The sequence below is a fragment of the Thiocystis violacea genome, assembly GCF_016583575.1.
Classification (GTDB): domain Bacteria; phylum Pseudomonadota; class Gammaproteobacteria; order Chromatiales; family Chromatiaceae; genus Thiocystis; species Thiocystis violacea.
Map to the genome: position 1 here is coordinate 25,998 of NZ_NRRG01000025.1, position 18,783 is coordinate 44,780.

At 65.0% G+C, this 18,783-nt stretch carries 19 protein-coding genes; 9 read left to right on the plus strand and 10 right to left on the minus strand.

Annotated features, from left to right (window positions below):
• Positions 1 to 648 precede the first annotated feature (648 nt).
• The 5 genes from CKO27_RS12995 to CKO27_RS13015 all read right to left on the minus strand — a co-directional run bounded on the left by CKO27_RS12995 (position 649) and on the right by CKO27_RS13015 (position 2,984).
• Positions 649 to 786, minus strand: a complete 138-nt coding sequence (locus CKO27_RS12995) for a hypothetical protein (protein WP_200375327.1) — start codon at positions 784 to 786, stop codon at positions 649 to 651.
• 219 nt (positions 787 to 1,005) lie between these two features.
• Positions 1,006 to 1,428, minus strand: a complete 423-nt coding sequence (locus tag CKO27_RS13000; RefSeq protein WP_200375328.1) for a single-stranded DNA-binding protein — start codon at positions 1,426 to 1,428, stop codon at positions 1,006 to 1,008.
• Positions 1,361 to 1,651, minus strand: coding sequence for a hypothetical protein (locus tag CKO27_RS13005; protein WP_200375329.1), 291 nt, complete (start codon positions 1,649 to 1,651; stop codon positions 1,361 to 1,363). The genes CKO27_RS13000 and CKO27_RS13005 overlap by 68 nt, the downstream gene beginning before the upstream one ends.
• The gene (locus CKO27_RS13010) at positions 1,648 to 2,643 is read right to left on the minus strand and encodes a ParB N-terminal domain-containing protein (RefSeq protein WP_200375330.1); all 996 of its coding nucleotides are present in this window, start codon (positions 2,641 to 2,643) and stop codon (positions 1,648 to 1,650) included. Before CKO27_RS13010 ends, CKO27_RS13005 begins: the two co-directional genes overlap by 4 nt.
• Positions 2,640 to 2,984 carry a ParB/RepB/Spo0J family partition protein gene (locus tag CKO27_RS13015; RefSeq protein WP_200375331.1) on the minus strand — a complete coding sequence of 115 codons (345 nt, stop codon included), beginning with the start codon at positions 2,982 to 2,984 and terminating at the stop codon, positions 2,640 to 2,642. The genes CKO27_RS13010 and CKO27_RS13015 overlap by 4 nt, the downstream gene beginning before the upstream one ends.
• Here CKO27_RS13015 and CKO27_RS13020 point away from each other — a divergent pair.
• Positions 2,983 to 3,339 (plus strand): hypothetical protein, encoded by a 357-nt coding sequence (locus CKO27_RS13020; protein ID WP_200375332.1) that lies wholly within the window; start codon positions 2,983 to 2,985, stop codon positions 3,337 to 3,339. The two genes, CKO27_RS13015 and CKO27_RS13020, sit on opposite strands and share 2 nt — an antisense overlap.
• Before the next feature lie 955 nt (positions 3,340 to 4,294).
• Here CKO27_RS13020 and parE read toward each other — a convergent pair.
• Complete coding sequence (gene parE / locus CKO27_RS13025; RefSeq protein ID WP_200375333.1) at positions 4,295 to 6,181, minus strand: DNA topoisomerase IV subunit B; 1,887 nt, start codon at positions 6,179 to 6,181, stop codon at positions 4,295 to 4,297.
• Between the two features lie 121 nt (positions 6,182 to 6,302).
• Here parE and CKO27_RS13030 point away from each other — a divergent pair, with 121 nt between their 5' ends.
• From CKO27_RS13030 to CKO27_RS13045, 4 genes are all read left to right on the plus strand, one after another.
• Entirely contained in the window at positions 6,303 to 6,545 is a 243-nt protein-coding gene (locus CKO27_RS13030; RefSeq protein WP_200375334.1) for an exodeoxyribonuclease VII small subunit, read from the plus strand.
• Positions 6,538 to 7,431: a (2E,6E)-farnesyl diphosphate synthase gene (gene ispA / locus CKO27_RS13035; protein ID WP_200375335.1), complete on the plus strand. Its 894-nt coding sequence runs from the start codon at positions 6,538 to 6,540 to the stop codon at positions 7,429 to 7,431. Before CKO27_RS13030 ends, ispA begins: the two co-directional genes overlap by 8 nt.
• Before the next feature lie 124 nt (positions 7,432 to 7,555).
• Positions 7,556 to 8,410 carry a GTP cyclohydrolase FolE2 gene (gene folE2 / locus CKO27_RS13040; protein ID WP_200375336.1) on the plus strand — a complete coding sequence of 285 codons (855 nt, stop codon included), beginning with the start codon at positions 7,556 to 7,558 and terminating at the stop codon, positions 8,408 to 8,410.
• 26 nt (positions 8,411 to 8,436) lie between these two features.
• Entirely contained in the window at positions 8,437 to 9,174 is a 738-nt protein-coding gene (locus CKO27_RS13045) for an alpha/beta fold hydrolase (protein ID WP_242470901.1), read from the plus strand.
• A gap of 11 nt (positions 9,175 to 9,185) precedes the next feature.
• Here CKO27_RS13045 and CKO27_RS13050 read toward each other — a convergent pair whose 3' ends face one another.
• Positions 9,186 to 9,767 (minus strand): beta-class carbonic anhydrase, encoded by a 582-nt coding sequence (locus tag CKO27_RS13050; protein ID WP_200375337.1) that lies wholly within the window; start codon positions 9,765 to 9,767, stop codon positions 9,186 to 9,188.
• A 491-nt stretch (positions 9,768 to 10,258) separates the two neighbouring features.
• On the opposite strand from CKO27_RS13050, the gene cysZ reads away from it, so the two are divergent.
• Entirely contained in the window at positions 10,259 to 11,443 is a 1,185-nt protein-coding gene (gene cysZ / locus CKO27_RS13055) for a sulfate transporter CysZ (protein WP_200375338.1), read from the plus strand.
• A 40-nt stretch (positions 11,444 to 11,483) separates the two neighbouring features.
• Here the strand turns inward: cysZ and CKO27_RS13060 are convergent, their stop codons facing one another.
• A complete protein-coding gene (locus tag CKO27_RS13060; RefSeq protein WP_200375339.1) occupies positions 11,484 to 12,206 on the minus strand; it encodes a class I SAM-dependent methyltransferase in 723 nt (240 codons plus the stop codon).
• Between the two features lie 168 nt (positions 12,207 to 12,374).
• Between CKO27_RS13060 and CKO27_RS13065 the strand changes: the two genes are divergently transcribed.
• The gene (locus tag CKO27_RS13065; protein ID WP_200375340.1) at positions 12,375 to 12,803 is read left to right on the plus strand and encodes a phosphate-starvation-inducible protein PsiE; all 429 of its coding nucleotides are present in this window, start codon (positions 12,375 to 12,377) and stop codon (positions 12,801 to 12,803) included.
• 84 nt (positions 12,804 to 12,887) lie between these two features.
• Here CKO27_RS13065 and CKO27_RS13070 read toward each other — a convergent pair whose 3' ends face one another.
• Positions 12,888 to 15,989 (minus strand): efflux RND transporter permease subunit, encoded by a 3,102-nt coding sequence (locus tag CKO27_RS13070; protein WP_200375341.1) that lies wholly within the window; start codon positions 15,987 to 15,989, stop codon positions 12,888 to 12,890.
• Positions 15,986 to 17,056 carry an efflux RND transporter periplasmic adaptor subunit gene (locus tag CKO27_RS13075; RefSeq protein WP_200375342.1) on the minus strand — a complete coding sequence of 357 codons (1,071 nt, stop codon included), beginning with the start codon at positions 17,054 to 17,056 and terminating at the stop codon, positions 15,986 to 15,988. Before CKO27_RS13075 ends, CKO27_RS13070 begins: the two co-directional genes overlap by 4 nt.
• A 173-nt stretch (positions 17,057 to 17,229) precedes the next feature.
• Here CKO27_RS13075 and CKO27_RS13080 point away from each other — a divergent pair, with 173 nt between their 5' ends.
• Positions 17,230 to 17,928 carry a TetR/AcrR family transcriptional regulator gene (locus CKO27_RS13080; protein WP_200375343.1) on the plus strand — a complete coding sequence of 233 codons (699 nt, stop codon included), beginning with the start codon at positions 17,230 to 17,232 and terminating at the stop codon, positions 17,926 to 17,928.
• On the plus strand, positions 17,925 to 18,662 hold the full coding sequence (gene tsaA, locus CKO27_RS13085; RefSeq protein WP_200375344.1) for a tRNA (N6-threonylcarbamoyladenosine(37)-N6)-methyltransferase TrmO: 738 nt from the start codon (positions 17,925 to 17,927) through the stop codon (positions 18,660 to 18,662). The genes CKO27_RS13080 and tsaA overlap by 4 nt, the downstream gene beginning before the upstream one ends.
• Positions 18,663 to 18,783 lie beyond the last annotated feature (121 nt).

Consider the following 18,783-nt stretch of genomic DNA (forward strand, 5'->3'; position numbering starts at 1 on the left):
GATGATTGGCCTGTCAATGAGTTGCATTGTTCCTTGGACATGGTATCGGTTTCAAAGGCATGCAACTCCCCGTCATGATCCGAACAACAATCACCATCGCCCGTATGGACAGAACCGCCGGAACAAATGTTATTAGTGCATCCGTTTTTACGAACATCTACCTTCACGCCATCACTACGGGTGAGATAACACATAACGTCAAAAATCGTTGCGTTTGCCGTAGGTCTCAATCCAACGGTGAAGCTTGGCCATGCAGGAGGGGAATAAGACGACGCGCAAGCGGACTGAACTCCCGCTATTTGAGCGGGACAATTATTAGTAGCGAATGATGATGAGGATATAAAAGCCAGCAACATTAAGAGAATGATTCGAATCATTAGAAATAAATTATAAAGTTTCACCACAGCCCCCAGAGCAGCATATAGACCGCCGCCACGCCGGAGGCGAATAGGACGACTTGAACAAGTTCGGTATCAAGCACGATCGCCCCCCGTGAGGATCAGTTGCAGCAGAAGACGGATCGCCCAGACCGGGGTAAAGAGCATAAAGCCCACTTGGAGACCGGCAGAGAGAGCGGCAGTGTAGTCCGGTTCCATTGGCACACCTGGAGAAGAAAGAAAAGGGAGAGCCGAAGCCCTCCCGAATGGCCTAGCGACTGATGAAGGCGAGCAACACCTTAGCGCCGCGCTTGGCGATGAGCAGACCCGCCAGAGCAACCGCGATCACGCCCATGGCCGTCAGTACGGCCGACCAATCAACCGCGCCGGAAATAGCGGTATAGTCCATGACAAAACCTCACAAAATTGCACCGTAAAGGGATGACGGGCGGTTGGTGCCTTTCCTACCGTCAGGATTGAAATCAACAGGGGCTGTCTCGTTCCCTATCTCTTTCGTCATCGTCATAACCGCGATCACGGAGAAAGCGGTTGTACTGGTTATGCTCCCGAAACGCTTTGCGGTCTTCGCGTTCGTTCAGCTTTCGTCTACCCTGGCACCGTTATTGGTTCAAGCCGCCCGCTTGGCTTCCTGTTGCAACAGGGTTTGAACGATCTGAGGGACGGAGGCCAGGCGGACGCCAAAGCGGAGCATTTCCAGATCGCCCCACTGATTGCCATTAAGCGAGACGCCATCGAGGACGTACAGGCCGGGGGCGTAGGGAATACCGGCGCGGCCGAGATCGACGCGAATGGAGCGCTTCAATTGGGTTCCACGGGAATCGACCTGAATCAAATAGCCGTGTTGATTGAGACTCTTGCGCGCGGGCTTTCCGTCCTTGGGCGGAAAGTCGCGGGATTCGACCTCATCGGTCAATTCGATCAGCGGAAGACGGTTGAAGAATTCAGTAAATTCGCCTGACATGTCATTTACCCTTGTTGGCCATACCCAATGAAGCCGGTTGCGCGCGATCGAGGCAGCGATAACAGCCACCACACGCCTTTCCGAGCGGTGGACCCACGACGCCACAGGAGCGATGTGGGCGATAGAAACGAAACGAGGGATCGGCCCGGAAGACCGGAGCGGCTGGGGGTTGGGGGCGCTCGGGTTGGGCCTGTTCCCAGGATTGATAAGCGTCGTAGAGATCGGAGTCGTCGACGTCCGCGATGGGCGGGCGATCGGCGTAGCCAGCGTAGCGTTCGGCGAAGGTGGTCATGACGGATCACCGCGACGCTCGGCGGTCCGGATCGAAGCGAACCAGACCTGAAAGGCGAAGGCGTCGGAGGCGCTCAGCCCCTGATAGGCGACCTTAGCGGCCTGGAGCGCCGGGGAATCCATCACCAGCTCGGGGACGGTCGAAGGTTCAGCCTGGGGTTGATCCACCGGCGGCTGGTCTTGAGGAATTTCGGAAGAGTTCCGTTTTTCCTCACGATTCGAGAGCGGATTCGGGCAGGGGGCGGGCTGAGGTTGATCGACTTCGGAAACAGTCGAGATTTGTAAACTTTCGGAAGAGTTCCGTTTGTTTACAACCTTATTAACGCCCATAGGAGTCAAACCGACTTCAGCGGCTATTTGGCGCTGGGTCTTCCCCTCTTCGGACAGTCGCTGAATGGTGGCGTCGCGTTCCAGGTTGGCGCGCTCGCGGGCGTCCTTGGTGAGTTCGCGCGCCCAGCGTTCGGAGCAGCGCAGGAGCTTGGACAGACCCGAGACGTCATCGGGCTTGACGTCGCCCTCTTCCACCGCGCGACTGTAGGCGTAGGCGAGATCGGCACGGGTGCGGCGTTTGCCGTAGTCGGCGTTGGCACCCAGGGCGTGACGACGGGCGTCGAGCCGGCCGCCGTGACGGACGATGGCGGGGATCTGGGAGAGGCGCGCGACGGCCGCGGCCGCTACCCGATGGTTGCCATCGGCAATCCAGTAAATGGCCTTGGTGAGATCCCGCGAATCGGGATCGGCACCGCAATAGAGCACCACGGGGGGCAGATCGACGCCCTCCTCGTAGGCGTGAACCAGTTGCAGTACGTAATCCTGATCGAGACCGTCGGCACGGAATTGAAGCCGGGAATCGGGGATGATTTGATCAAGAGGGACAGGGCGGGAGATCGGCCCCGTGATCGGAAATTCGCTGACCTTGGGCTCTTCGGCCAGGCGAATGCCGCGCGGCTGACGGGGCTTAGAGGCGGCCTTGGGGGCGGTGGCTTCGCTCATATGGAAGCTTCCCTAAGAAGGGCGAAGCGCAACGCATCGAGGCGGGTACCCTCATGGATGATGACGGGGATGTAGTCGAGCCCGGCGACCTCACAGGCCGCGTGACGATGGAAGCCGTCAGCGAGCCAATAGGTGATGGCATCGAAAAAGACGGTCAACGGGGCCTGATCGATCCAATCACGAATGGACGAGGCGTAATCGGCGATCAGGTCGGCATCGAGGGTAACGCGATCGGCGATCAGGTCGGCATCGAGGGTAAGGCGTTGCTGGATCCGCGGATCGGCATATATCCAGGAAGGCCGAAGCGGAGAAGGAAGAGTGCCTTCAACGAGGTAGCGCATGATGGCCGCCCCCTCAGTACGGAATCTGGGTGCATTCGACTTCCCCGTACCAGCCGAGACGCCGGAGCGTCAGCATGGCCTCGGAGAGAAGCGAAAACTGAACGGGGTTGTCCTGGGCGTCGGTCAGGACTTCCAGGTGCTCGGGGTTGATCCAGAAACCGACCTGGAAGAGCGGATAGCCGCTGGGAGTGCGATCAACCTCGAAAACCTCGACGGCGGAAACATCACGCCAAGACCGACGCTGGACGGGACCAGAGGAAGGACGGGCGGAACGCGGGTGGAGCTGGACACCACGGCGCGGGTTGATCGGGGATGGTTGGGTGCGGAGAAACTGGAACATGAGCCGACCTCATGAGTGCGTGAACCGCGCCAACCCTCGGGGTTTTAGCCGCTCCCCCCGGTTTATCCGGGAGGGTTGGCAAGGAGGGTCGGCCACCTGTCAGAGATTAATCTGACGACCCGATCATAAGTCAGAGAAACCTCTGACCACAAGTGGTTTAGGCGCGATTAAGCTTGACGAAAGTCAACAACGAGAAAACCAACATGAAAGCAGCCGACTTGATCGACCAAGCACGAAAAGAGATCAAGGGCACGGACGCCGACATAGCCAGACGACTGGAGATCAGTAGACAAACACTCTCAATCTACAGAAAAGAGAAAAGCCCCCTACCCGACCACATCGCCCAGGAGCTGGCGAGAATGGCCGGATTGGACATAGCGGCGACGGTAGCGGAGATCCAAGCCGGAAAGGCGGACCCAAGAACGGCGGACACCTGGCGAGAAATCGCCCGGAGAGCAAGCGGAGGAACGCTGACGTTGATGTTGATGTGCGCCCTACTCGGAGGCGCCCTAGCCCAGGATTCGGCGTTTTCAGGAAAAACCCAAAACAAATCAATGACTAGCGCAAACTGTATATTATGTAAATTAATGGTCTCGATGTCGTCGATCGGTCAGATTTCGCCGCGTCCGGGACGAGGCCGATCTGGCTCAGGCAGGCATCGGCGGCCTCCCTCCAGTCGCTGGCGGCGGCATGGCCGAATCGAAATTGGGGCATGGATTTCACTCTGGTCTGTTGGCCCTGGCGGCTGCCGCGCCTGCCAGGGAGTCGGAAAGCGCCACCAGGACCGGCCTGGAAACGGATGAACCTAGAAAGCACCGTCAGCCGCCAGCGATCCGCCCCCAGCCGTTGTATGGCCGAGGTTTTCGCTTCTCGCGGGCTCACCCAATGGGTGAGCTTCGGCCGGTCTCGGTCAATGGTCAAGTGGCTGATTCCCAATAGCTGGAGGCTGGACGCTGACAGCTCTTTCTAGCTAGACCTCCGCTAGGTCGCCCTTCTCCTGAAGCCAGGCGCGGCGATCCGCGGCGCGCTTCTTGGCCAACAGCATATCGAGCAGGCTGTCGCTCTGGTCGTCGTCTTCAACCGTGAGTTGCACCAGCCGGCGGGTGTCCGGATGAATGGTCGTCTCGCGCAACTGCATCGGGTTCATCTCGCCCAACCCCTTGAAGCGCTGAACGTTGACCTTGCCCTTGATTTTCTCGGCCGCGATGCGGTCGAGGATGCCGCGTTTCTCGTCATCGTCGAGCGCGTAGTAGACATGCTTGCCGACGTCGATCCGATAGAGCGGCGGCATGGCGACATAGACATGGCCCTCGGCGACCAGGCGGCGGAAGTGCTTCAGGAACAGGGCGCACAGCAGCGTGGCGATATGGGCGCCGTCGGAGTCGGCGTCCGCCAGGATGCAGACCTTGCCGAAACGCAGCCGGGTGAGATCGTCCCCGCCGGGGTCGACGCCGATGGCCACGGCGATGTCATGCACCTCCTGGGAGCCGAGCACTTCGGTCGCCTCCACTTCCCAGGTGTTGAGGATCTTGCCGCGCAGCGGCAGGATCGCCTGGAACTCCCGGTCGCGCGCCTGCTTGGCGGAACCGCCGGCCGAATCGCCCTCCACCAGGAAGAGTTCGCCGCGTTCGGGATCGGTCGAGGTGCAGTCGGCCAGTTTGCCGGGCAGCGCGGGGCCCTGGGTGATCTTCTTGCGGGTCACGGTGCGCCCGGCGCGCAGCCGCGCCTGGGCCGCGCCGATCGCCAGCTCGGCGATCCGCTCGCCCTCCCCCACATGCTGATTGAGCCAGAGACTGAAGCAGTCCTTGACCACGCCCGAGACGAAGGCCGCGCACTCGCGCGAGGACAGACGCTCCTTGGTCTGACCCGAGAACTGGGGGTCGAGCATCTTCACCGAGAGGATGTAGCTCAGGCGGTTCCAGACGTCCTCCGGGGCCAGCTTGACGCCGCGCGGCAGCAGATTGCGGAACTCGCAGAACTCGCGCACCGCCTCGGTCAGACCCGTGCGCAGTCCGTTGACGTGGGTGCCGCCCTGCACGGTCGGGATGAGGTTGACGTAACTCTCGGCGATCGGCTCGCCGCCCTCCGGCAGCCAGGCCAGCGCCCAGGTCGCCGCCTCGCTGCGTCCCTCCAGATCACCGACGAAGGATTCGAGCGGGATGGTCTCCGCGCCGTTCAGGGATTGCAGCAGATAGTCCTTGAGTCCGTCCTGGTAGCACCAGATGGACTCCTCGCCGGTCGACTCGTCGCGGAAGCGGACCTCCAGACCGGGACAGAGCACCGCCTTGGCGCGCAGCAGATGGGTCAGGGGTCGGGTGGCGAACTTGGGCGTGTCGAAATATTTGGGATCGGGCCAGAAACGCAGCCGCGTCCCGGTGTTGTTGCGACCGACCGCGCCGACCACGTCCAGGTCGCTGGCCTTATCGCCGCCCTGGAAGGCCATCCTGTATTCCTGGCCGCCGCGCTTGACCCAGACCTCCAGACGGCGCGAGAGGGCGTTGACCACGGATATGCCCACGCCGTGCAGTCCGCCCGAGAATCGATAGTTGTCCGAATTGAACTTGCCGCCGGCGTGGAGCTTGGTCAGGATGACCTCGACCCCGGGCAAGCCCTGTTGGGGATGGATGTCGACCGGCATCCCGCGCCCGTCGTCGGTGACCTCAAGCGAGCCGTCCGCGTAGAGCACCACCTCGATGCGGCGGGCGTGCCCGGCCAGGGCCTCGTCGACGCTGTTGTCGATGACCTCCTGGGCCAGATGGTTGGGACGTGTGGTGTCGGTGTACATCCCGGGGCGTTTGCGCACCGGGTCGAGGCCCATCAGAACCTCGATGGCTGAAGCGTCGTAATTGCCGGTCATGACCGCGCGGATCTTCCTTTTCGGGGAGGGTTGAAAACAAACGGATGGCCCCGCCAGTCGTACTGGTTTGACCACTCAACCGAGCTACGGTACCGTACCTGCAAATCCCGATTCAAACCTTATGAAGAAACCCGCCACCCCGCCCGCCCCGACCTTCGAGCAAGCCTTGGCCGAACTGGAGGAGGTCGTCGACGCCCTGGAGAAGGGCGAGATGAGTCTGGAAGACTCACTCGCGGCCTTCGAGCGCGGCGTCGGCCTGACCCGCGTTTGCCAACAGGCGCTCGACACGGCCGAGCAGCGGGTGCGGATCCTGACCGATGCCCGGCCAGACGCCGAGCCAGAGCCCTTCGAAACCCATGACTGATCAGAACCTGGATGACTTCCGCACGCGCTGCCAGGCGCGCGTCGAATCCGCGCTGGACGAGATCCTGCCGCCCGCGAGCGTGCTGCCCACGCGCCTGCACGAGGCGATGCGCTATACGGTGCTGGGCACCGGCAAGCGCATCCGCCCGCTCCTGGTCTACGCGACCGGCGCGGCGCTCGGGGTCGAGGCCGACCGGCTCGATCGACCCGCGAGCGCGGTCGAGATGATTCACGCCTACTCGCTGATCCACGACGACCTTCCGGCGATGGACGATGACGATCTGCGCCGAGGACGTCCGACCTGTCACCGTGCCTTCGACGAGGCGACCGCGATCCTGGCCGGCGACGCGCTCCAGACCCTGGCCTTCCAGGCCCTGGCCGAGGCGCCCGGCCTGAGCGCCGAGTCGCGCGTCGGCATGGTGGCCGCGCTCGCCCGCGCCAGCGGCGCGCGCGGCATGGTCGGCGGACAGGCCATGGACCTGGCCGCCGAGGGCACCCCGCTCGATCTGGTGATGCTCGAGAACATCCACATCCACAAGACCGGCGCCCTGATTCGCGCCTCGGTCCAGATGGGCATCCTGGCCCATGGCGAACTCACCCCCGACCGGGCCGAGCGCCTGGATCACTATGCCAAATGCCTGGGTCTGGCGTTCCAGATCCAGGACGACGTGCTGGACGTCGAGGGCGAGACCGCCGAGATCGGCAAGACCGCCGGGCGCGACCAGGCGCTCGACAAGGCGACCTATCCGGCCCTGGTCGGACTGGCCGAGGCCAAGGAGATGGCGAGCCATCTGATTGGCGAGGCCATGGCCTCGGTCGAGGTGTTCGGACCGGACGCCGATCCGCTGCGCTGGATCGCGAGCGCCCTGCTCGACCGCAAGAGCTGAGATCCGCCCTTCCCGCCGGTCGGTCACGCGCCCACCCAGTCGCGTGACCCGCTTTTTCTTGGCCCGCCCCGACCCAAGATTATTGGTTAAAGCCAGCCAGGATCATCCCCGAGGAATCACTCCCATGGAGCATGCGCTCAATCCGAGCTGTCGCCACTTAGCGACGGCCAACGACATCGCCGATGTGCAAGGAAGCGCCGACAACCGCCGCATCGCCATCGACAAGGTCGGCATCAAGGACATCCGCCACCCGGTGCGGGTGCGCGAGCGCGGCGGTGCCGAGCAGCACACGGTCGCGACCTTCAACATGTACGTCTATCTTCCGCACGACTTCAAGGGGACGCACATGTCCCGCTTCGTGCAGATCCTCAACAACCATGAGCGCGAGATCAGCATCGACTCCTTCAAGGAGATGCTGACCGAGATGTCCGAGCGCCTGGAGTCCGAGGCCGGCCACATCGAGATGCGCTTTCCCTTCTTCATCAACAAGAAGGCCCCCGTCTCCGGGGTGCAGAGTCTGCTCGACTACGATGTCACCTTCATCGGCGAGATCCGTGACGGCGAGCCCCGGTTGGAGATCAAGGTGCTGATCCCGGTCACCAGTCTCTGCCCCTGCTCCAAGGAAATCTCGGCCTTCGGCGCGCACAATCAGCGCTCGCACGTCACGGTGCAGGCGCGGATGCAGGGCTTCGTCTGGATCGAGGAGATCATCGAGATGGTCGAACGCGAGGCATCCTCCGAGCTGTTCGGCCTGCTGAAGCGCCCGGACGAGAAGTTCGTCACCGAGCGCGCCTACAGCAATCCTAAGTTCGTCGAGGACATGGTGCGCGACGTCGCCAAGCGGTTGAACGCCGACGAGCGCATCCTCGCCTACATCGTGGAGGCCGAGAATTTCGAGTCCATCCACAACCACTCCGCCTACGCACTGATCGAGCGCGACAAGACCGCCGAGGCGCGCATCGCCGAGGCCTCGCTCTGACAGCCGCGCGGCCCAGGTGTCTGCTGCTGCACGGTTTCACCGGCGGCGCGGACGACTGGTCCGCCGTCTTCCCCGACGACCCGACCCGGCTCGCCATCGATCTACCCGGACATGGACCGGAGCCGGATCCCGAGGGCGGTTTTCTCGACGTCGTCTGGAACTTGCTCGATCGCCTTCCGAGCGAGATCGATGAGGTGATCGGCTACTCGCTTGGCGGACGCCTCGCCCTGGGTCTCATCCGGCTGGCCCCCGAACGTTTTCGCGCCGCGACCATCATTTCAGCGCATCCGGGGCTCGTGGATCCCGCGCTGCGCGAGCAGCGGCGCCTCGCCGATCAAGGCTGGACGCGGCTGCTGCGCGACCAGGGAATCCAGTCATTCGTGGAGGCCTGGGAGCGCCAACCCCTGTTCCAGACCCAGATCGGACGGCCCCAGGCGGTTCTGGAACGACAACGGCGGCGGCGCCTGAGTCACAGGCCGGAGGGCTTGGCCGGCGCCATCGAACGGCTCGGGCTGGCCGAGATGCCAAGCACCTGGGACGCCATCCTTGGCTACCAGGGCCGATTGAGCTGGATCGTCGGCGACCGGGATAGACGTTTTCTGTCGATCGCTCGCGAAGTCCAGGCGCGACGGCCAGCCACCCGACTCGTCATCCTCAAGGATGTCGGGCACAACCCGCTGCTGGAAGCGCCGGCGATGCTTCGTGATCGCCTGATCGAGTCGGGCCGAGTGGATGGCCCCGGCCCGCCCGATCGGGCTTGCTGAAGGATCGCCGATCAAGCCGTCGCGGCCCCCGCGACGGTCGCCTCCGCAACCTCGACCAGGGCGCCGGTGCGCACGTCATAGATGTAGCCATGGATGGGGATTTTGCCAGGCACCAGTGGGTGGCGACGGATACGACTCACGTCCTCCACGACGCTGCGCGCGTTGTCCCGAATCGTCAGCCAGTCGATATACTGGCCTTCGGTGGAACCTGGCCCCTCGCCCGAATCGTGCCAGCCGGAGGCGTCGACGCTGGCCGTCTTGAGACTGCTGGCGAGCAGGCCGCGCATGACCTCGTCGGTAAAGGTCTCCATGCCGCAATCGGTGTGATGGATGACGAACCACTCCCGGGTGCCGAGCAGCTTGTAGGAAATGACCAGCGAGCGGATGGCGTCGTCGCTGGCGCGTCCACCGGCGTTGCGGATGACATGGGCGTCGCCTTCCGCCAGCCCTGCGTACTTGGCGGGATCCAGTCGGGCATCCATGCAGGTCAGGATCGCGAATCCTCGCGCCGGCGGCATGGGCAGATCGCCCTTGTCGAAGCTCGCCCGATACTGGGCGTTCGCGTTCAAGACCTCATCGAGAATCTGGCTCATGCGGGCTCTCCATTGATGGTGACGGCACCCCTGGGTCACGAGGCCGGGGCACCTTTTATCCTAAAAAGAGCTATCAGCCTCCAGTCTCCAGTCTCCAGTCTCCAGCTATTGGGAATCAGCCACTTGGCTATTGATCGAGACCGGCCGAGGCTCACCCATTGGGTGAAGCCCGCAAGAAGCGAAAACCTCGGCCATGCAACGGCTCGAAGCTGATCGCTGACGGCTCTTTCCAGGTTTATCGCGGTCGCCTCGTCCAGTCCAATGTGGGGTCCGAGCGACCCGGTTTTCCAGGATCCTGCGTCGACCTGTCGCGATCGGTATACTGGACGCCATCCTGAGCGATCGCCCTCGCGCCCAGGCGCGCGATTTCCGGTCGCGGGTCACGCCGATTCCAGCCCCGCGAGCACCGAGGATCCGGGGCCGAGTCGCCCGGAGAGGGGTCGTCCGACCGGACGGCCTGTCGTCAACCCACTATCTCCCGATCCGAGCTTATGGTCAGCAATCCCATCTCAGGTGCCGGTTACCTGTTGCAGGGCATGAGGCTCATCGCCCGCCCCGGACTCAGACGCTTCGTCGCCATTCCATTGCTGGTGAACATCCTGGTCTTCTCCTTGGCCATCCTGTTCGGCGTCGCCCAATTCGAGGCGTTTCTGACCTTCATGGACGCCAGGCTTCCCGGCTGGCTGAGCTGGCTGGACTGGATTCTCTGGCCCGTCTTCATCCTGCTGCTGGCGGTCCTGGTGTTCTACGGCTTCGGTATCCTCGCCAATCTGATCGCCTCGCCCTTCAACAGCCTGCTGGCCGAGAAGGTCGAGCTGACGCTGACCGGCCGACCGCTGGACCAGGGCGACGACTATGCCCGGCTGCTGGCGGAGTTGCTTCCGACCCTGCTGGACGAGCTGCGCAAGATTCTCTACGCCCTGCTCTGGTCCATCCCCTTTCTGCTGCTGCTGTTCGTCCCGGTAGTCGGCCCGGTGCTCTGGTTCCTCTACACCGCCTGGATCCTGGCCGTGCAGTACAGCGACTACCCCATGGGCAATCACGGCCTCAAGTTCAGGGAAATGCGTCAGCGTCTGCGCGGCCGACGGACCCTGAGCCTGGGCTTCGGCGCGGCCGCCGCCGGACTGGGCATGGTACCCATCGTCAATTTCATCCTGATGCCGAGCGCGGTCGCGGGCGCCACCGCCATGTGGGTCAGGGAATTCAGACCCGCCACCAACTATCAGGGGCCGCACCAATCGCGCGTCGCCACCCGCCATGTACTCTTGACCATCGATCACCTCTCCGGCGACATGAATGGCGAGATCCTCGCCGGACCGCTGGCGGGCCGACCGCTCGACCAGATCGGCACCGAGGAACTGCTGGATCTGCTCATGACCTGCTATCAGACCGACGCCGAGTCGGCCGAGGCGCTGGAGGTCTATCTCACCCACGAGCGCGGCCACCGGATCCATGAGCCACCCCCGCGTCATCGCGCCGAGGCCGCGCCCCAGCCGGAAAACCGCGCGATGGACGCGGCGGAGGCACGCGCCATTCTAGGGATCAAGCCCGAGGACGGACCCGATGAGATCCAGGGCGCGCATCGGCGCCTGATCCAGCGTCTGCATCCGGACCGGGGTGGCTCGGACTATCTGGCCGCCAAGGTGAACGAGGCCAAGAGGATTCTCTTGCGTTGAGACCGGACGCGCCCCGCTCGGCCGGGGCGCGTCCGGCGGTTCAAGGCCGCCGACGCAGCAGATCCACCCGATGTGGCTTGAGGAAACGCGCGCCCTCGGGCCTCAGGTGGCGCTCGAAGGCGCTGCGTACCTCGGCGATCCGCGCCGCGTCCAGGTCATGCCGGGTATGCGTGACCTGGATGAAACGCTCGGCGAAGCTGTCCCAATCCGGGTAGAGCCCTTCGGACTGATAAAAGACCTGGCGCTCCCACTGGCAGAGACCGGCGTCGACCGCGCGCTCCAGGGCCTCATAGGCCGCGGTCCGGACCTCGCGCTCGTCGTGGATGAGCCGCATGACCTCGTTGACTTCACCCCAATAGACGGGCTCGGAGACATAGAGATGGCCGCCCGGCACCAGGACGCGATGGATCTCGCCCAGGGCGCGGTCCATGCGTTCGACCGGGACGTGATGCAGCGATTTGAACAGACAGACCAGATCGTAGACGCCATCCGGATCGGCGATCGCCTCGGCCCCACCGAAACGAAACGCCACATTGGGCAGATCGCCGATCGCGAGGTTCTTCTCGTGCTGAATCCGATCCACCTCGGTCGCCGTGACCGAGGCGGCGCCCAGGCGCGTGGCCAGGAGGCGCGTCATCCAGGCGGCACCGCAGCCGAGTTCCAAAACCCGGCGACCCTCAACGGTCAGGAGTTCCCGCAGGACATCGATCTCCTCGGCGCGTCGATAGGTGTCGGGATCGGTCAGCGTCATCGTGTTGGGCATGGTGGCCATCATCCTCCAGGGTGGTTGGCGGCCGGATCGAGACTCTCCGGCGGGGTGGCCCTATAATCCCACGGATGCCGGACGCCTGTCCGACACAGGGCCGGATCCCGCCGAACCGCCGCGGATACGGCCGCACCCTCCCGCTCACCGAACAGAGGAGCCAGACGTTTGCATCATCCTTCAACGCTGGACAAATGGCTCTCCACCCTTTTCCACTACATCGAGAAGATCGTCCTGGTCGGGGTGGGAGGGCTGGCGCTGATCGGCATCGGCCAGTTGGTTCTGGGGATTCAGCAACATGGCGAGGTCCGGCTCGAGGATCTGCTGCTGATGTTCATCTATATCGAGATCATGGCGATGGCGAACGTCTATTTCGTCAGACGTTCCGTGCCCTTCACCTACCCCATGTTCATCGCCGTCACCGCCCTCTCGCGTTTGATCGTGCTCCAGGGCAAGAACATCGCCCCCGAGAACCTCATCTACGAGAGCGCGGCCATCCTGCTCGTCAGCCTCGCGATCCTCATCATCCGCTTCAGCCAACGCTACAGCCTCGATGCACCCGAGAAACAGGAGGAGCACGAGGATCACCGGGATTGACCGACAGCGAGGCCGGCGCGGTGACGCCAAATGCCCTGGCCATCCAGCCACCTATCCGTTCGTCAAGCCGTCCGCCCGTTTCGATCAGGCTTCTTCACCCGTCCCGACCGGCAGCCGCACCCGGAACCAGACCGCGTAGAGCGCGGGCAGGAAGAGCAGCGTGATCAGGGTGCCGACCAGGACGCCACCGATCAGGACATAGGCGAGCGGCCCCCAGAAAGTGTCCGTGGTCAGGGGGACGAAGGCGAACACAGCCGCCGCCGCCGTCAGCAGGACCGGACGGGCACGGCCGATCGTCGCCTCGATCACGGCCTCGGAGGGTGCCAGGCCCTGCCCCAGGTTGTCGTCGATCTGCTTGGTCAGAATCAGGGTGTTGCGCATCAGGATGCCGGCCAGGCCGATCAGTCCCAGCAGGGCGACGAAGCCGAACGGCTTGTCCGCCGCGAGCAGCGCCAGGGTGGCCCCGATGATCCCGAGCGGCGCGGTCGCCACCACCATGAAGGTTCCCGAGAAGGAGCGCATCTGGAGCATGATGACGCTCAGCATGAGCACCAGCATGATCGGCTGGATGCGCTGGATCGAGGCGTCCGCCTTGGCCGATTCCTCGACCGATCCGCCGATGTCGATGTGATAGCCGAGCGGCAGCCCGGCCCGCAGGGATTCCATCCGGCCCCAGATGGCCTGGGTGACATCCGGCGGCTGGGCGCCCCGAACCTCGGCGTTGACGGCGATGACCGGCTCGCGATTCTCGCGCTTGAGCACCGGATCCTCGAAGCCGATCGAGAGGGTCACGGCCTGGCCGAGCGGGATGGTCCGCCCGTCGAGCGTCTTGAGATTGAGGTCCGCGAGTCCATCGAGACTCCGGTCGCCCTCCGAGCGTCCGCGCAGCATCAGTTGAACGTTGCGGATGCCGTCGCGGATCTGGGTCGCCTCCAGGCCGACCAGCTCGTATTCGAGCTGGCGCGCCAGCTCGCGCGGGGTCAGGCCGATCAGACGCAGCCGGTCCGGATCCATGTCGAGCCGCGCCACCGCCACCCGTTCGCCCCACTCCAGATGCGCGTCCAGGATCCGGGGATCGGCGGCGACCAGGGTCCGCGCCCGTTCGGCGATCTCGCGCAGGACCATCGGATCCGGCCCCTTGACGCGGAAACTCACCGGCCAGATCACCGGCGGACCGTAGAGCAGCTTGTGGACCCGCACCCGCGCCTCCGGAAACTCGCCGGCCTCGATAGGCGCGCGCATCCGCTCCATCAGGGCATCGCGCTCCTGCGGACCATCGGCGACCGCGACGATCTTGGCGAAGCCCGGATTGGGCAGCTCGGGGTTGGCGGCCAGAAAGAAGCGCGGGGCGCCTGCGCCGACATAGGTCGCGAGCGAGCGCAGACCCGGAGCACCCTTCAGCACCGCCTCGACGCGCTCGCTCACGGCGGTCGTGGCGCGGATGCCGCTGCCCTCCGGCATCTCGATATCGACCAGCACCTCGGGACGGTCCGAGATCGGAAAGAACTGCTTCTCGACCGGCCCGATCAATCCCAGGATCGCGACCAACAGAGCACCGAAGGTCGCGCCGACCACTATCCAGCGATGCCGCACGCAGCCTCGAACGATGGCGCGCAACCGCCGGTAGAGCGGTGTTTGATAGGCGCCCTCATGCCACCCTGGACGCGGCTTCGGCGCACGCAGCAGGAGCGTCCCCAGATAGGGCGTGAAGCTGACCGCGACCAGCCAGGAGAGGAGCAGCGCGAAGGCCAGCACCCAGAAGATGTTGCCGGCGTATTCGCCCACGCTGGAGCGGGCGAAACCGATGGGGACGAACCCGACCGCCGTGACCAGGGTTCCGCTGAGCATGGGCGCGGCGGTCACGGTCCAGGCATGGGCGGCGGCGCGCGCGCGGTCCCAGCCCTCCTCCATCCGGACCAGCATCATCTCGATGGCGATGATGGCGTCATCCACCAGCAGACCGAGCGCGATGATCAGCGCCCCGAGCGAGACCCGATCCAGGTTGACGCCCTTGAGCAGCATCAGAAAAAAGGTGAGTCCCAGGGTCAGCGGGATGGCGATGCCGACCACCAGACCGGCGCGCCAGCCGAGGGCGACGAAGCTCACCAGCATGACCACGCCCACCGCGACCAGGAACTTGATCTGGAAGAGATCCACCGCGCGCTCGATGGCCTCGGCCTGGTTGGTCAGTTGGCTGAAGTCGATCCCGAGCGGCAGATCGGCGCGCAACTGGTGCTCGACCTCGGCCAGGCGCGCGCCGAGATCCAGGCCGTTCTCGCCCTTGCGCATGACCACGCCAAGCAGCAGCGCGTCCTCGCCGTTGGAGCGGATCAGATAGCCGGGCGGATCCTCGTAACCGTGCCGGATCTTGGCGATCTCGCCGAGACGGATCAGGCGCTCGCCGGCGCGGATCGGGATCCGGCGAATGTCCTCCAGATCCGCCAGGCCGGAATCCGGACGCAGATAGATCCGTGGCCCCGAGGACTCCACCAGACCGGCCGGGAGCAGCCGGTTGTGCGCGTCCAGGGCATCCGCGATCGCCTCGGGCGCTAGCCCCAGGGTGGCGAGCCGGGCCTGATCGAGTTCGACGAAGACGCGCTCCGGCCGCTCGCCCAGGATCCGGACCTTTTGCACCCCCTCGACCCGTGCCAGCCGATCCCGCACGGTCTCGGCCTCGCGCACCAGATGACGCGGCGGCAGATCGCTCGCGGTCAGCGCGTAGAGCGCGAAATAGACATCGGAGAAGTCGTCGTTGACGAATGGTCCCAGCACGCCCGGAGGCAGGTTCGCCGCTGCGTCGAGCATGCGTTTGCGCACCTGGTAGAACAGCTCCGGGATCTCGGAGGACGGGGTGTAGTCCTTGAACTCGACTAGCAGGTCGACCCGTCCGGGACGCGCGGTGGTGCGGGTGCGATGGAAATTCTCGACCTCGGAGATCCGCTTCTCCAGCGGATCGGCGACCAGATTCTGCATCCGCTCGGCGCTCGCGCCAGGCCAGAGCGCGGAGACCACCAGGAGGCGCACCGTGAAGGCCGGATCCTCGGCGCGTCCGAGCTGGTTGAAGGCCATGAAGCCCGCGATCGCCGTGACCAGGATGAAAAAGAGCGTCACCGAGCGTTCGCGCACGGCGAGCGCGGAGAGATTGAAACGAGGCGTTCCCGCCGCGGATTCGCGTGGCGCGCTCATGGCTGGCGTGCCCGCGCGGCCTGACCCGGAGACAGACGGCTGACGCCGAGCGCGATCACCTGGGTTCCGGGCGCGAGATCGGTCTCGATCTCGGCATACTCACCCACGATGGCGAGCAGGCGGACCGGCTCGGGCTGGGCGCGCCCGTCGACCAGACGCCAGACCTGGGCGCCCTGGCCGCGCTCCAGCACCGCCCCCAGGGGGACGCGCCGCCGCCCGCCGGACGCGCCCTCCCCGCTCCCGAGCCGCAGGGTCGCGGTCGATCCCAGGGGCCAGTCGGCGGCGGCCTCGTCGAGTTGGTAGCGTGCCCGCCAGGTGCGGGTCAGCGGATCGGCCGCGCCAGCGATCTCGCGCCGCCGGGCCTTGACGGGTTCATCCCCGCCGATCGGATCGACCAATCCCTGTTCCGGCAGTTGGTCGCGTCGTGCCTCGGGGACGTCGACCTCCAGCTCAAGCGGTCCGGATTGCGCGAGCACCCCGAGCGTCCGTCCGGCGCTCACGACCTGTCCGACCTGGCCGCTCACCTCCAGGATGACGCCCGAGACCGGGGCGCGCAGCGCGGCGTAGTCGACCCCGTTGATCGCCCGCTCCAGATCCGCCTCGGCGGCGGTCAGCCGTTCGCGGGCCGCGCGCGCCGAGGTCTCCGCGCGATCATGGTCCTGCTGGCTGGCGAGCTTGCGCGCGAGCATGTCGATCAGCCGTGCATGCTCGCGCTCCGCGTTCTCGCGCTCGGCACGCGCGCTGGCCACGCCCGCCTCGGCGGCCACCCGCGCCTGGATCAGATCCTTGGGATCGAGCCGGAACAAGACCGCGCCCGCCTTCACCCGATCGCCCGCGTCGACAAGGCGTTCGCTCACCTCGCCCCCAACGCGAAAGGCGAGCGGGATCTCATGCCGGGCGCGCAGGGTGCCGGTAAGACTCCAGGCACCGGCGTCCGAGACCTCGACCGGAGCGGTCAGAACCCAGGGCAGCGGTGCCTCCGGAAGTTTATCCGCGCTCGGTCGACAGGAAGCCAGTAAGACCGAACCGGTCAGCAACAGACCAGTTCTGGCGAAATTGAAACGCATGAGGGACGTCCATGGCAGGATCGATGGCCTATTAATGTACGCATACGTCCACTAAATATCAATCGCCCGACGCCCACACCTTCCGCCCTGGATTCACCGCGCTCGAAAACCACGCCGATCCTGGTAGTCTGTCAGCGCTGAAACGATTCAACCGCTCAATCCAGACGACCCCAATGATTCAGTCACGACCAACCGAGCCGATCGAGTCGCCGGCCACGAGCCGACGCGCACGCGGGCGGCCTCCGGACGAGGCCAAGCACGCCGCCATCCTGGCCGCCGCGCGCGAACTGTTTTTTTCGGGAGGTCCGCGACGCCTGACGATGGAGGCGGTCGCGCGTGCGGCGGGGGTCTCCAAGGTCACGGTCTATGCCCACTTCAACGATCTGCCGGGACTGATCCGGGCGGTTATCCTGGCGCAGCGCGCGCGCATGACCCAAACCCTGGATGACCTGCCGACCGACGCCGAGACCCTGCGCCAGCGGCTGGTCGAGTTCGGGCACGGTCTCATGATCTATCTGACGAGCGACGAGTTCCTGACCCTGCAACGCCTGCTGGCCGCCCAGGCCCCGCAACACCCCTGGCTCGGCCCCATCGTCTATCAGGAAGGGGCCGAGGCCACCTGGTCCAAGCTGGCCGGACTGCTCGCGGCGGCGGTGGAGCGCGGCGATCTCCGACCGCACGATTCCCTGCTGGCCGCCGAGCAGCTCCTGGGGATGTGGCAGGGGTTCCAGGCGACCGCGCTCATGATCGGCGGCTGCCCGAAGCCGACCTCGGAGGTCTTGCGGGTACGGATCGAGCGCAGCGTCGATCTGATCCTCGCCGCCCACGCCCCGACTAGGAGCGGCGATTGCCAGGGAGACCAGACCGCATGAACTTCGAGCCGATCGGGCATATCCGTTCGCCCTATACCGACAAGTTCGGCATCCCCCGTCAGCCCGGACTGGTGAGCGCCGCCGAGGCGCGCCTGGAACTCTTGCCGCCCTTCGCGCGCGAGGAGGCGTTCAAGGCGCTCGACGGCTTCTCCCATGTCTGGATCCTTTTCGTCTTCCACCAGGATTGCCCGACCGCCGGCTGGAACCCCACGGTCCGGCCGCCACGTCTGGGTGGGCGCGAGTCGGTCGGGGTCTTCGCCAGCCGCGCGCCCTATCGGCCCAACCCGATCGGGATCTCGGCGGTCGAGCAGCTCGGTCTGGTCCGGGACCGACGCGGTCTGGCGCTACGGCTACGCGGGGTAGACATGCTCGACGGCACGCCGGTACTCGACATCAAACCCTACGTGCCCTACGCCGACGCCATCCCCGAGGCGCGCGCCGGCTTCGCCAGCCCGCCGGAGAGCGTCTTCCTGTCCGTCAGCTTCACCGAAACGGCCAGCGCCGAACTGGACGCCTTCGACCCGGATGGCGCGCGAGGTCTACGCGACCTGATCACTCAGGTTCTGACGCAGGATCCGCGACCCGGTTACATGGACCGCTATCCGCGACGGCGCGAGTTCGGCCTTCGGCTCCATGAGCTGAACATCCGCTGGAGTCTGGAGGGGACGGGTGTGATGGTGACCGGAATCCAAGCCAGTCGGAGCGCGGACGACGGGAGAGCGATAGAGACTTGATTCGCCTGGATTGAGTAATATGCGAACCAGGTCACGGACAGGCCGGGCTGGATGTCGTTCCCAGGGCCGGCGGTCATTCGGACGGAGGGGCTCCCCGTGCCGGCCGCACCGCCCATGGGCA

What these genes read in the sequence shown, in the direction of transcription:
- CKO27_RS12995 (WP_200375327.1), bottom strand. Translation starts at nt 786, where the DNA reads ATGGACTATACCGCTATTTCCGGCGCGGTTGATTGGTCGGCCGTACTG.
- CKO27_RS13005 (WP_200375329.1), bottom strand. Translation starts at nt 1,651, where the DNA reads ATGACCACCTTCGCCGAACGCTACGCTGGCTACGCCGATCGCCCGCCC.
- CKO27_RS13010 (WP_200375330.1), bottom strand. Translation starts at nt 2,643, where the DNA reads ATGAGCGAAGCCACCGCCCCCAAGGCCGCCTCTAAGCCCCGTCAGCCG.
- CKO27_RS13020 (WP_200375332.1), top strand. Translation starts at nt 2,983, where the DNA reads ATGATGGCCGCCCCCTCAGTACGGAATCTGGGTGCATTCGACTTCCCC.
- CKO27_RS13015 (WP_200375331.1), bottom strand. Translation starts at nt 2,984, where the DNA reads ATGCGCTACCTCGTTGAAGGCACTCTTCCTTCTCCGCTTCGGCCTTCC.
- parE (WP_200375333.1), bottom strand. Translation starts at nt 6,181, where the DNA reads ATGACCGGCAATTACGACGCTTCAGCCATCGAGGTTCTGATGGGCCTC.
- CKO27_RS13030 (WP_200375334.1), top strand. Translation starts at nt 6,303, where the DNA reads ATGAAGAAACCCGCCACCCCGCCCGCCCCGACCTTCGAGCAAGCCTTG.
- ispA (WP_200375335.1), top strand. Translation starts at nt 6,538, where the DNA reads ATGACTGATCAGAACCTGGATGACTTCCGCACGCGCTGCCAGGCGCGC.
- folE2 (WP_200375336.1), top strand. Translation starts at nt 7,556, where the DNA reads ATGGAGCATGCGCTCAATCCGAGCTGTCGCCACTTAGCGACGGCCAAC.
- CKO27_RS13050 (WP_200375337.1), bottom strand. Translation starts at nt 9,767, where the DNA reads ATGAGCCAGATTCTCGATGAGGTCTTGAACGCGAACGCCCAGTATCGG.
- cysZ (WP_200375338.1), top strand. Translation starts at nt 10,259, where the DNA reads ATGGTCAGCAATCCCATCTCAGGTGCCGGTTACCTGTTGCAGGGCATG.
- CKO27_RS13060 (WP_200375339.1), bottom strand. Translation starts at nt 12,206, where the DNA reads ATGCCCAACACGATGACGCTGACCGATCCCGACACCTATCGACGCGCC.
- CKO27_RS13070 (WP_200375341.1), bottom strand. Translation starts at nt 15,989, where the DNA reads ATGAGCGCGCCACGCGAATCCGCGGCGGGAACGCCTCGTTTCAATCTC.
- CKO27_RS13075 (WP_200375342.1), bottom strand. Translation starts at nt 17,056, where the DNA reads ATGCGTTTCAATTTCGCCAGAACTGGTCTGTTGCTGACCGGTTCGGTC.
- CKO27_RS13080 (WP_200375343.1), top strand. Translation starts at nt 17,230, where the DNA reads ATGATTCAGTCACGACCAACCGAGCCGATCGAGTCGCCGGCCACGAGC.
- tsaA (WP_200375344.1), top strand. Translation starts at nt 17,925, where the DNA reads ATGAACTTCGAGCCGATCGGGCATATCCGTTCGCCCTATACCGACAAG.